At 60.2% G+C, this 13,181-nt stretch carries 6 protein-coding genes and 1 pseudogene; all 7 read left to right on the top strand.

The window, feature by feature from the left end:
* Positions 1–88: 88 nt before the first annotated feature.
* The gene (locus ATY76_RS19270) at positions 89–1,009 is read left to right on the top strand and encodes a fibrinogen-binding protein (protein WP_088676342.1); all 921 of its coding nucleotides are present in this window, start codon (positions 89–91) and stop codon (positions 1,007–1,009) included.
* 144 nt (positions 1,010–1,153) lie between these two features.
* Entirely contained in the window at positions 1,154–3,175 is a 2,022-nt protein-coding gene (locus tag ATY76_RS19265) for a hypothetical protein (protein WP_088676341.1), read from the top strand.
* Positions 3,176–3,202: 27 nt separating this feature from the next.
* The gene (locus ATY76_RS19260) at positions 3,203–5,497 is read left to right on the top strand and encodes a type I secretion system permease/ATPase (protein ID WP_088676935.1); all 2,295 of its coding nucleotides are present in this window, start codon (positions 3,203–3,205) and stop codon (positions 5,495–5,497) included.
* A 5-nt stretch (positions 5,498–5,502) separates the two neighbouring features.
* A complete protein-coding gene (locus ATY76_RS19255) occupies positions 5,503–6,852 on the top strand; it encodes an HlyD family type I secretion periplasmic adaptor subunit (RefSeq protein ID WP_088676340.1) in 1,350 nt (449 codons plus the stop codon).
* A 113-nt stretch (positions 6,853–6,965) separates the two neighbouring features.
* Positions 6,966–7,457 (top strand): hypothetical protein, encoded by a 492-nt coding sequence (locus ATY76_RS19250; RefSeq protein ID WP_088676339.1) that lies wholly within the window; start codon positions 6,966–6,968, stop codon positions 7,455–7,457.
* Positions 7,458–7,616: 159 nt separating this feature from the next.
* A complete protein-coding gene (locus ATY76_RS19245) occupies positions 7,617–9,314 on the top strand; it encodes a GNAT family N-acetyltransferase (protein WP_190233697.1) in 1,698 nt (565 codons plus the stop codon).
* Positions 9,315–9,443: 129 nt separating this feature from the next.
* A pseudogene (locus ATY76_RS19240) lies at positions 9,444–12,815 on the top strand (AAA domain-containing protein).
* Positions 12,816–13,181: the final 366 nt, after the last annotated feature.

Genomic DNA, 13,181 nt, shown 5'->3' with positions numbered 1-13,181 from the left:
TTAACCGTATCGGAGCGAGCGCGAGCAAAATCCCATTTGAGATGAGAGGGATTTCGAAAAGCTGCTCCGGTTTTTCTGGAGAACTGCAATGGCTGACGTCTATAAGCATGACAAGATCGGGGCGCTCGCCGACGGCTTTGCCAACAGCGCCGTCAATTCAACGGAAGTCGACGACGGCTCCACTGGCTATGTCGGCGTTGCCAATGGCGACAATCGCGACAACCAGGACAACAGCGTCGATGTCGCCGTGACGGCCGATATTTCCGCCAACAACGGCGACAACCGCGACAACGACTACGACTGGAGCTACGACAGCGACGACGACACCAAGACGATCACCGACACAGACACGAAGACCATCACGGACACCGACACGAAGACTATAACGGACACCGATACCAAGACTATCACGGACACTGATACCAAAACCATCACGGATACCGATACCAAGACCATCACGGATACGGACACCAAGACGGTCAGCGACAGCTACAACACCTCCGACAGCTTCAACAAGACGGATACGGACTTTGCCGTTCTCGAAGACGTCAAGGACTTCGACAATCTCGGCATTGCCGGAGGCGACCTCACCTTCAACATCGGCGACGATTTCTCCTTCACCCTGGACGTCGACAGCATCCTCAACAACTCGCTCGGCGGCGCAGGCAACGACAGCGGCTTCAGCGCCGTGCAGGCAAACCATCTGGCCGACCAGGACGATGCCTGGAACGTCAGAATGGACAACGCCGGAGCCAATAACAATCTGAATTCCAATGGCGGCACCGCCGACAGTGCGGAAGGCATGGAGATGGACGGCAGGCGCTGGGATCTCGACGCCGGCGACGACGCCAGCGGCTCGAGCGCAGCCGATGCTTCGGCAATCCTTGCCAATTCCGGCTTCCACCTCGAGCTCGTTCAGGGTGCGAATCTGCTCAGCAATACGGTCGACTCCAGCGTCATCGGCGGCAATTCTCATGTCTCCGACGTGGGCGAGGACACCGGCACCTGACATTGACCTCCAAAGACCAAGACCAGCTGCACCGGCTCCAGCCGGTGCAGCTTGACTGCTTGAGAACGTTTTGACGACCACACCGCGGCTCCAGCGAGGAGGCGCCCCAAGGCCGATCGTCATCACGAATGGGAGGGCCGAACCATGCATATCGAGAAGATTTCGGAGATCATTGCGCATTTCATCGGTCTCTTCGAGATGACCACCGATGAGATGAGGGCGCGTATCAGACATGCCGAGGGACAGGGTCCCGACGTGGATGGGCCGGCTCTGCCGGATCAGGAGGCTTTTACGACTGCCTTCTCTTCGGTTTTCCAGCTCAAGGATTACGATCCCGGCATCGCCTACAAGAGCGGCAGCTACGATGTCGATTTTAGTCCCTCGCGCCATGTGGGCCGCGTCTTCGAAGAGAGCCTCGAGAAGCTGGCGGCGATTGCCGCAAAGGATATTCCCTTACCGCATTTCGGCTCGCCCGACGATATCGAGCTGTCCGACGAGCCGGAGCTGACCGTCCATGCCGGGCCTGGCTCGTCGATCAGCCACGTCCTGCAGGTCAACGTGCTTTACGACGACGACTATCTCGACATGACAGACGGCGTCCATGCTGCGCGAGACACCAGTTTCGTCATCGAGCGGCTTGCGGATTTCAGTAGCGAGGCCGAGATATTCACGCCTTTTGCGAGTCTTCACCGGACCGATACCTATGAGGGCGCTCTGAAGATCGCCGAGGATCTCCAAACTTATATTGAGAATGCCAAGAACAATGATGTGACCTCGCTCGATTCAGACGCGACGCATGATTTCGTCACCGTCGATCCCGACGTCAACGGCGCCGTCTACATCAACGGTAAGATCGAGACCGAAATACCCGTCCTCGACGATTTCTTGCCCGACCGCGGTCTCGCCAAGCCCGAGGAGGAGCCCGACGACAGCAATTCGTCCGTCGAGCAGAACGACCCTGCCGGCAACAGCCTTGACGTGACGGCCGGCGCGAACGTCCTCGTCAACATCGCTTCGGTGATCAATACCGGCGTCATTGCTTCAGTGTCTGCGGTGATGGGCAACTATCACCAGATCGACGCGGTCTCCCAGGCCTTCGTCTACACCGACAATGACGACATCGACGCGGCGCTGCACTTATCCGGCCATTCGGCCGACGAAGCGGGAACGATCGCCAAGAATATCGCCGTCTTCGAACAGAGCACCTTCGAACCGTCGAACCATGCCGAGCCCGATCCTGCCGATCCGACCTTCCCGAACAGCTGGCGCGTCAGCGTCATCGACGGCGACGTCTCCTTCGTGCAGTGGATCGAGCAATATCAGTTCGTCACCGACAACGATACGATGACGGTCACCACCTCCGGGTCGGAAGCCACGGTTCTGACCGGCGGCAATACCGCGATCAACTTCTCCTCCTTTTTCCAGATGGGTCTGCAATACGATCTGGTGATCATCGGCGGCAATGTGCTCGACATCAACAGCATCACGCAGATCTCGCTGCTTTACGACAATGACTGGGTGCGGGCGGAGGACGACCTCGATCCGGGCGCCGACATACAGACGGGCAACAACCTCATCTGGAATTTCGCCTCGATCCACAATGTCGGAACGGGAGCGCCGTTCGAGGTCATGCCCGACTACATGTACGAGGCGCAGAAGGCGATCGACGACCGCGATCCAAACATGCCGGAAGGATTGCCGTTCGATGCCAACTTCCAGGGATATGCCGGGCTCAACGTGCTCTACATCACCGGCAATCTCTATGACATGACCATTATCAAGCAGGTGAGCATTCTCGGCGATTCCGACGATGTCACTCAGGCGGCGTCGACGATTCTCCACAACAGTCCCGATGCAACGATTACGATCGACACAGGCAGCAATGCACTCGTCAACATCGCCGAGATCGTCGACTACGACAGTTTCGGCCAGACGACCTACCTGGCGGGGCAGCTCTATTCGGACGCCATCCTCATTCAAGGCGGGCTGGTGGAGCATGACACGACGCAGCCACAACCGATCGACGACAGGCTCGCCAACGAAGTCATCGCCTTCCTCGACGACGACGATCCGTCGAGTTCCGACGATGCAGTGATCAATGCAGGCAATGACCTCTCATGGTCGTCGGCGCACCCGGCCGACGTCATGCAGGCCATGGTCGCCTGACCTTAAGAGTATTGCGAAGGAATGATGATGAATCAGATTTCGAAACAAGTCTTTGCGACGGGCAGCGCGTTGGATCTGAGGTCCGGCAATATTCCCTCCGCTGCTCCTTCGGACGAGGCGAAGACCGACCTGTGTCTCTCCGCGATCAATGAGGCGGTCGAGAATCTCCGCAGGCTGAGCGGTGCCGGCTCTCCGCCGGCCGACCGCAGCAAAAAGACGGCAGAAATTGCGGCAGGCGAGACAGCCGATAGCGAACAGCCAGGCACGGCGCAGACGTCCATCCCGCAAAAGACCGTGGCGCCGGCAGCATCGGCTGTGGAAACGGCGCGCCCCGCTCCGGCAGTACAGACGCCGGCGGCGGAACCGCTGGAAGCACGCGCCCAGTCACAGAATGAAGCGAGAGCGGCACCCGAACTGCCGAGAGAGAATACCGAGCTCAAATCGAGCCCGGCGATGCCGTTCGGCAAAACCATCGAAGGCGAGAGCGGCCCTGTCGGCAAAAACGACCGACGCGTCCGGGCGGGGGGCGGCGGAAACGGCAAGGATACCGATCTCGGCGGGGGCGGCGGGGGAGGAGGCAGTGGCGGCGGATTTCACAAGCGCAGCGAGCCTGTGAATTTCGCCGCCAGCCTCGCGCGCGGCATCGCGGCAGTCCGAAAGAACATGGCGATCGTGATGACGTTCACGATCGCCATCAACGTGCTGCTGCTGGCGATCCCGCTTTATCTCTTCCAGATATCCGACCGGGTGTTGACCAGCCGATCCATCGATACTCTCGTCATGCTCTCGGTCGCCGTGCTCGGCGCCGTATTGCTGCAGGCCTTCATGGATTCCGTGCGGCGCTTCATCCTGATGCGCACCGCCGTGGAGCTCGAAGTGCAGCTCGGCGCGCCGATCCTCAGCGCCGCGGCAAGAGCATCGCTCCATGGCAGCGGCAAGGACTACCAGACGCTGCAGGATCTGCAGCTGCTGCGCGGATTCGTGACGTCCGGCACGCTGATCGCCTTTCTCGACGCGCCGCTGATGCCGTTTTTCGTGGTCGTCGTCTATTTCGTCCACCCGCATCTCGGCATCATCATCTTGACCTGCTGCGCGGTGCTTTTCCTCATCGCCTATCTGAACCAGAAGTTCACCGCCCGGCAATTCGCCGAATCCAACGGCTATCTCAGCCGCGCGAATTTCCATCTCGATTCCATGTCGCGCAATTCGCAGATCATCAATGCCATGGCGATGATCCCCGAGGCGGTGAAGATGTGGGGCCGGGAGACGGCGGGATCGCTGAAATCGCAGGTCGAAGCGCAGGATCGCAACATCATCTTTTCCGGCATCTCGAAGGCCTGCCGCATGGTGACGCAGGTGACATTGCTCGGTTGGGGCGCGCATCTGTCGCTCTCCGGCGAACTGACCGGCGGCATGGTCATCGCGGCCTCGATCATCTCGGGACGGGCGCTGGCGCCGATCGAGGGCGCGATCGAAGGCTGGCACCAGTTCAACAAATCGGCCGCCGCCTATGCCAGAATCAAAAGCCTGCTGCTGAACTCGCCGTTGAACTTCCCACGCCTGCGGCTTCCCAATCCCGAAGGCCGGCTCGATGTCGAACGCATTCTCTTCGTGCCGCCGCCGCAGAAGAAGGTCATTCTCAACGGCATCTCCTTTTCGCTCAAGAAGGGGGAATCGCTGGCGATCATCGGCAATTCCGGTTCCGGCAAGACGACGCTCGGCAAGATGCTCGTCGGCTCCATCGTCCCGACATCGGGGAATGTGCGCCTGGACCTGATGGACCTGCGCAACTGGGACCAGCGTCAATTCGGCGAAAGCATCGGCTATCTGCCACAGGACGTGCAGCTCTTCCCCGGAACGATCAAGGCGAATATCTGCCGCATGCGCGACGACGTCGAAGACCACCAGATCTACGAGGCCGCCGTGCTTGCCGACGTGCACGAGCTCATCGCCAGCTTCCCGCAGGGCTACGAGACCATGGTTGCGGCCGACGGCGCTCCGCTTTCCGGCGGCCAGAAGCAGCGTATCGCGCTGGCGCGCGCCTTCTTCGGCAACCCGAAATTCGTCGTTCTCGACGAGCCGAACTCAAACCTCGATACCCAGGGCGAGGCAGCGCTTGCCAAGGCGCTGCTCCATGCCAAGAAGCAGGGCATCACCAGCGTGACGATCACCCAGCGCCCCGCCCTTCTCCAATGCGTCGACAAGATCCTCGTGCTCAAGGACGGGACGGTCGCCATGTTCGGCGAACGGATCGAGGTGCTGCAGGCGCTTTCCAAAAACAACAGCAATAACGGCCAGCCGGTGCCGCGCATCGAGGGATGAACGATATGGGACGGAAAAAACAGGAGACGGCAGGTTCGTCGCAGCTCGAATGGTATAGCGACGTGCCGCGTTCGATCCGCCTGCACAGCATCGTCGGCCTGACGGTTCTCTTCACCTCGTTCGGAGGTTTCGGCTTCTGGGCCGCGACCGCGCCGCTCGCCTCGGCGATCATCGCGCAGGGAAGCTTCGTCGCGACCGGCAACAACAAGATCGTCCAGCATCTGGAGGGCGGCATCATCAAGGAGATGCGCGTCAGCGAAGGCGACACGGTTAGGGAAGGCGATATCCTGCTGACCCTCGATCCGACCGCATCGCACTCGAACGAGCGGATGCTGCAGCTCCGCCGCCTGCGCCTCGAGGCTGTCGTCGCGCGTCTGCGCGCCGAAGCGCAGGGTATCAAGCAGTTCCACATTCCCGACATCGTCATGAAGGAATCGAGCGATCCCGATATCTACGCAATCATCCAGAGCCAGAACGTCGTCTTTCACAGCAAGCAGATCAAGCTCGAAGAGCAGCTCAACCTGATCGAGAAGAACATCAAGTCGCTGGAATATCGCTTCGAAGGCTATAAGGGCCAGCGGGAATCCTTCGAAAGGCAGCTGGCGCTGCTGACCGAGGAACGCGATGCCAAGGCCCGGCTGGTCAAGGTCGGCTATATGCGCAAGACGGATCTCTTGGCGATCGAGCGGGCGATCGCCGATGCGATGGGCGACATTTCGCGTCTCAACGGCGAGATCAACGAGAGCGAGGCTGAGATCGCCAAATTCCGCCAGGAAGCCGTCATCGCCGTCAACTCCAACAAGCAGGCCGCACTCGATGCGCTCGAAACCGCCGAATCCGATCTGGACAGCGTACGCGAGCAGATGCGCGAAGCCGCCGGCGTGCTCGAGCGCACCATTATCCGCTCGCCGGTATCCGGCACGGTGGTGCGCTCCTATTTCCATACCGCCGGCGGCGTCATCACCACAGGCAAGCCGATCATGGAAATCCTGCCGGCGCATGTGCCGCTGATCTTGGAAGCACAGGTACTGCGCACTTCCATCGATCAGTTGCGCGAAGGCGAAACCGCCTCGATCCGCCTGACGGCGCTCAACCGGCGCACGACGCCGGTTCTGGAAGGCAAGGTGTTCTACGTCTCGGCCGATTCGATCGAGGAGAATGCGGGGATGTCGGTCAAGGACGTCTATATCGTGCGCGTCGAAATACCGGATTCCGAGATTGCGCGGGTGCATAATTTCCATCCCGTTCCCGGCATGCCGGCCGAAGTGCTGATCCAGACCTCGGAACGCACCTTCTTCGAATATCTGAGCAAACCCATCACCGACAGCATGTCCCGGGCTTTCAAGGAACGCTGACCGTGCTTCACCCGAGCGGTCCGAAAATCTCACGGACCATCGGCGGTTCTGATATAATGGCGGCAGCATCCCTGTCGGGATGGGTCGTCCCCCTACGGGGAGAAAGGTCGAGCATGGCGGCGATGTCCGATGTCCTGTTGCGGGTCGGCCGCCTGAACTATGTCTGGACGAACACCGAAAGCCTGCTGATCTATATCATCGCCCATCTTCTCAAGGTCGAGAAGGATGCGGCCATCGTCGTGTTTCTGACGCTCAATACGACGCGCGCCCGGATAGATCTGGTCGAGCGGCTTGCCAAGCTCGCTTCGACCTCCCCAGGCGACCGAAAAACGATCCTTTCGGCCATGTCGCGGCTGAAGAAGGAATCCAAGACGCGCAACAAATACAATCACTGCATCTATTCCTTCGACGAGCGGGGAGACATATCGAGCACGCAGCTGATGCGGCTCGTCGAGGACGACAAGGAGATCCGCTACGGCAAGATCGAGCAGATGGACGAGCGCGAGATCGAACTTCTGGAAAAGTCGATCGCCGAAATCGTCGCCATCAGCCGGGCGCTCTGGGCCTTCATTCATGCGAGCACGCGGTTATCGGGAGACCTTTGAAGACGGTATGCGCAGATCCGTTATCGCCTTGATTCCGCAGGTGATCTTCCCCGACCCAAGTTCCGGATTTCCGGTTTATGCGCCGGCTAAGGAATAATCCTATTTGAGCGATGCAAATCACCCGGAGGGTTTATTTGAAGATCGGTGTTTCCCACTAGAATGAAACCTTCCCGAGTGTCGTATGCGGTATTGGGAGGGGGCAGCTTGCGCATAGATATCATCGACACCATCGCCGGTTTCGAGGCGATACGCGACAATTGGGATCAGGTCTTCATGGACGATCCCGATGCGCAGCATTTCCTTTCCTGGACCTGGCTCAAGAATTATCTCTCGCGCCGGCGCCGCTGGTTCATCCTGGCGCTGCGCGAGCGCGAGCCTGACGCACCCTATGTCGCATTCTTTCCGCTGCGGCTCATCACGCATCTGAACGAGAAGACGGGGCTCTTCTACGACGAGATTATAATGGCCGGGAATTTTTCGGCCGATTATACCGGCTTCATCGCCCGGCCGGATTACGAGCATCATGCCATTGCCGGCTTTGCCTCATTCCTCAAACATCAGAACTGGACCGAGCTGAAACTCGAATATTTCAGCGGCCCTGCCGGCCGGCGCGAGAAGATGATCCAGGCGCTGCAGGGGCCGGAGGTGACCTTCCGCGACAGTTCGCCCAAGAACAGCGAGAATATCGACAACACGATCTGCCCCGTCGTTTGCCTGCCGGCAAGCTTCGACGACTATCTCGAGCAGCGCATGAGCAGCCAGACGCGCCAGAAGCTGCGGCGGTTCCTACGCAAGATCGAAGGGGACGATATCTATCGGATCACGGTGGCGACCGCTGAAACCATCGACCGGGATCTCGACATCCTCTTCAATCTCTGGCGGATCAAATGGAGCGCCCGCAAAGGCGCCGAGCGGACCGAGCGGCTGATCATCACCACGCGCGAAATGCTGATGGACTGCTTCAACAGCGGCAATCTCGACGTGCCGGTCCTCTGGCATGGCGACCAGCCGCTCGGTGCGCTGGCAAATATCGTCGACCGGCAGAAGAAGGTCATCCTGTTTTACATCACCGGACGCGACGAAAACTGGAAGACGCCGTCCCCCGGTCTCATCCTGCACGGCTACTGCATCCGGCGAGCGATTGAAGGCGGCTTCAAGACCTATGACTTCCTGCGCGGAAACGAACCCTATAAATATATGTTCGGCGCGGAGGAAAGACGGATCAGCTGCACCCTGTTCCGCACCCGCAACGGCCTGAACCTGCACGGCGTGCTCAACCCGCGCAGCATCCGTTTCGTCTACGGGCAGGCGCTTGAGATGTATCGCAACGGAGCCCGAGGCAAGGCGGAGATCGCCTTCAACCAAGTGCTGCAATCCTCTCCCGGCCATGCCGGAGCGGAATTCGGGATTGCCAACCTGCTGTTCGACCGGGGCAGGCTGACGGAGGCGCTGAGCGCCTACAAGGCGCTCGTCGAGCGGGCGTCCGATCCGACGCCGATCCGGATGCGGCTTGGCGACACGCAGCTTGCCCTGCATCAATACGACCAGGCCGCAGAGACGTTCCGGCAGATCGTCGAGACGGGACCGCATCTCGTCGAGGCGCATTACAAGCGCGGGATCGCCCTGGCTGCCGACAAACGGCTGGAGGAAGCGGAAACGGTCTTGGCTGCGATCTGCGAGGTGCATTCGGACGACCCGACCGCCCTCGACTACGCCGCCAAGGCGAGCGCTGCGCTCGAACGCATTCGCGCGGCCGCCGAGCCCGCCACGCAGAAGACGGATATCCTGCCGCAATCCATCGTGCGCTGGAATCGAGGTCGCCATTTCACCGAAAAGCGCCGGCCGCGCCTGCATTGAAGAAGTTCGTCTGTTGCCTAGCTGCGCTCGGGCAGTTACGGACGCATTTTCCCATGGTCTTTGATTTTGCGCTGCGATCGTTGTTAAAAGGGGCGTGAGCCTATTTTTGCAACTGCTCAGCGAGAAGCGATGCCGGTGAATATTGATGGCGCCGAAAAGGAACGGCTTCTGGCCATTCTCGATTTCTGGCACAAGATCGAATTCTTCATTCCCTACGATCTCTCCAGTCGTATCGTCTCCAGCGAAGGCAAGAGCGTTTTCTGGCTGCATGCCGGCACGCTCGAGGATGACGGCGCAGCGCTCAGGCGTCCGGTGATCCCAGAGGAAAAGCAGATTGCGGGCTTTACCCTGTTCCTCGGCGTTTTCAGCAAATCCGAGATTGCCGGAGCGCGCAGATACTTCGACAGCGTTGCAGACGATATCAGCGAATATGAGGACGCCGAACGCAGCGATCTCGATGGGGACACCTGCTTTGCCAGCCTGCAGCTCAACCCGGCCGGCCAGCCGATTTTCGAAACATTCTGCATTTCCACGCTTCCCTGGGCTTTGGGGCGGGTGCGGAAATCCGGCCTTTCCTCGCTCAGCTCCGAAGCCTTTGCCGACGGCAAGCGGCAGCTCCTGGAGCTGCTTCAAAACTTTCGAGCCCAGCGCCGGCTGAGTTCCTCTTCCGAAGACATGCCCGATCAGCCGATCGAGGCCGGCGAGATCCTGACGCTCCATCAAATGCTCTGCGATTGGACTGGCTTTGCAGCGCAGCAGGAAAAGCCCATCGCCGCCGTCGAAATACGCTACCGGGACAAGCTGGAAAAACCCGAAGTGATCGCCTTGCCGGCGCCGCAGGACAGCAATGCGCTGGATGCCGCCGAGGAGGAGGAGATTGCAAGCGCTGAGGAAGAGATCGGTATCCTGAACAGCTTCTTCATCGAGGACATCGAGCAAGCGATGGCGAGCGTCAAACAGGGCGATATCCCTGAGCCGCTCCGGCGTTATCTCGCGCCGGTTGCGCAGGAGAAGCGGATCGACCTCTATTCGGAGGAGGGGCGCCGCGCCATTGTCCGCGCTCTGCATCCCGGCAATCTCAACCGCGGACGACGGCTGAGCGAGCCTCATCATGCGATGAGCCTGATGCAGCAGTTCGCGATCAATTCGGCGATCGGCGAGCTATCGGAAACCGGCCTCTTCTCGGTCAACGGCCCGCCCGGCACGGGGAAGACGACGCTGCTGCGTGATATGTTTGCGGATAATATCGTTCGGCGCGCCCGTGTCCTCGCTTCCTTGAAGACGGCGCGCGACGCCTTCGACGGACCGCCGCGCCGCGTCATCTTCACAGACCGGAGTACCGCTTCGATATCGACGCTGATCCCGGCCCTTGCGGGATTCGAAATGGTCGTCGCCTCGTCCAATAACGCCGCCGTCGAAAATATCTCCCGCGATCTTCCGAAGCGAAGCTCGATCGCGAAGAGTTCTTCGTTCCGGTATCTACAGACGGTCGCGCACAAAATCGCCTGCCAGAAGGACAATGGCTCCGCCCTCAAACTTTCCGAGGATGACCGCCCATGGGGGCTGATCGCCTGTGCGCTCGGCAACTCGCGGAATCGCAGGGCTTTCAAGGAACGTTTCGCCTTTATGGAAATCGCCGACGGGCCAAGGCCCGGCTGGTCCGGCGCCGAAAAGCCGCAAACCATCTGGGAATGGCTGAAGAGCTATGACGGACCGGCATTCACCGAAGCATCGGCGGCGTTTCGTACCGCCGATAGCGCGGTTCGCGACAAGATCGGCCAATTTGAACGCTACGGCGCTCTTTATGGCGAAATCGCATTCGTTTCGCAGGATGCATTCTGCCGCAAGGCGCTTATGGCGGTCGAAGCCGCCGCAGCCGAAATTCGACCGGCACAGGAGCGATGCGACGGGCTCGCAGCCGAAATGCGCGAGGCCAAGGACGGATTGTCCCAGCTGAAGGAGGAGGAACAGCTGCTCGACCGCAGTGCCCCGGCGTGGTGGGAGAGGTTGCTGTCGACCGGACCTGCCCGGCTGCATCGGCAGAATGTCGTCGGCAATGCCCGCAGGCAGCTGGAACTGCGCAAGGCCCTCGCCGCGTGCGAAAGCCAACTTGCCCGAAATCATCGGCCTGCATGGGAAAAGGCGTTGCGGAAGCAAGAACAGGCCGAGCAGACGCTGCGATCGCAACGTGAGATCTGGTTCAGGAAGAGAGAAGAGCTCGGTCGCCTGGGAGAAGCTCTCGGCCATCCCGCTCTGCCCCAGCGCCTCGCCGATCTTGAGACCGATCGGTTTCAGATCGACGGGCTGTGGCATCAGGACGAACTGGCCGGCCTGCGTTCGGCATTGTTCGAAGCGGCCTTGACGCTGCACGAGGCATGGCTTGCGGAGGTTGGCAGGAAGGGCGGGGGTTTTGGCGGAAACATCGTCGCGATCAGCAAGCTGCTATCCAACAACATTCCCGTCGATGGCGGACATATCGCGCCGATCTGGCAGAGCCTCTTCATGATCGTTCCGGTCGTCTCGACCACCTTCGCATCCTTCGCCCGGCAGTTCCGCGGACTCGGCGCCGCTTCAATCGGCTGAGTCTTCATCGATGAAGCCGGTCAGGCGGTGCCGCAGGCGGCGGTCGGAGCCTTGTCGCGGGCACGCCGCGCCATGGTGATCGGCGATCCCCAGCAGATCGAACCGGTCTTCACGCTTCCGAGCGCGCTCATCACCGCCGCCGCGGCTCTTTCGCCTCATACGGCGACCGGGGAATATTCGCCGAACAGGACGTCCGTGCAGATGCTCGCCGATGCCGCCAACCGCTATGGAACGATCATCCCTGGCGAGGAAGCGGACGGGCTCTGGATCGGCAGCCCTCTCAGGGTGCATCGGCGCTGCATCGATCCGATGTTCAGCCTTGCCAACCGGATCGCCTATCAGAACAAGATGGTCTTCGGGCTCAAAGAGCGCCGGCCGGCCGGCGATACATCGCCATTTTACGGCGACAGCGCCTGGATCGACGTCAAGGGCAGGGTATCAGGCAAACAAAACGTTCAGGAACAGACGGACTTCATCGTCGATATCCTCACCGCCACCTATCGCCGCGACGACGCTCTTCCGGATCTTTATATCATCTCGCCGTTCAAGGAGATCAAAAACAGCCTGAAGCAGGCCCTGGCCCGTGCAGCGTGGATCGATCCGGACGGCAACAGCCGCTCGCCACTAAAACTGTCGAAGTGGCTGCAGGAGCGCATAGGCACGGTGCATACGTTCCAGGGCAAGGAAGAAGACATCGTCTTCATGGTGCTCGGCGCCGACGCCGACCACCGGGGGGCGGCCAGCTGGGCCGCTTCGAAGCCGAATCTGCTGAACGTTGCGCTGACGCGCGCCAAACGCCGCTTTTATGTCGTCGGCGATCGCAGCCTCTGGGAGGCGCTGCCTTACTTCAGGGAGACAGCGAGTGCCCTGGATACTATCAAGGTGGCGGAATTCCTCGCCCGGAATGGATTGGATTGAGGTGTTGAACTCGCTCTTCAAGACGGGATCCTGATCCAAAACCGATTCAGCGTTCAAGAACGCCAAAAGCCCGCTTGGCGCGGGCTTTAAAGTTCTTTTTGTTCTAGATTGGTTTCTGGTTCAGGATTTGGAGGTTTTCTGTGCCGCTTCGTCGGCTTTGCCTCCTTGGGGCCCCTGAGGAGGCGTTAACTCCTCGACCCGTTACCAAACAAAAAGCCCGCACGAGGCGGGCTATTTGTTTGGTTGCGGGGGCAGGATTTGAACCTTCGGCCTTGAGGTTATGGTCCGCAGGACGAGGAGCTACCATCGCCAGCGAAGATGAAGTCTTCGCGCCCGCGATCACTGGTCTTGGTATTTCGGGAAGAT

This window comes from Rhizobium sp. R339 (assembly GCF_002211395.1).
In the GTDB taxonomy this organism is placed as follows: Bacteria; Pseudomonadota; Alphaproteobacteria; order Rhizobiales; family Rhizobiaceae; genus Rhizobium.
Note: the sequence above shows the minus strand (reverse complement) of the source record. Positions and strands in the feature narration are given on the sequence as shown.

Coding starts and splice junctions, on each gene's coding strand:
- ATY76_RS19270 (WP_088676342.1), top strand. CDS start 89: ATGGCTGACGTCTATAAGCATGACAAGATCGGGGCGCTCGCCGACGGC.
- ATY76_RS19265 (WP_088676341.1), top strand. CDS start 1,154: ATGCATATCGAGAAGATTTCGGAGATCATTGCGCATTTCATCGGTCTC.
- ATY76_RS19260 (WP_088676935.1), top strand. CDS start 3,203: ATGAATCAGATTTCGAAACAAGTCTTTGCGACGGGCAGCGCGTTGGAT.
- ATY76_RS19255 (WP_088676340.1), top strand. CDS start 5,503: ATGGGACGGAAAAAACAGGAGACGGCAGGTTCGTCGCAGCTCGAATGG.
- ATY76_RS19250 (WP_088676339.1), top strand. CDS start 6,966: ATGGCGGCGATGTCCGATGTCCTGTTGCGGGTCGGCCGCCTGAACTAT.
- ATY76_RS19245 (WP_190233697.1), top strand. CDS start 7,617: ATGAAACCTTCCCGAGTGTCGTATGCGGTATTGGGAGGGGGCAGCTTG.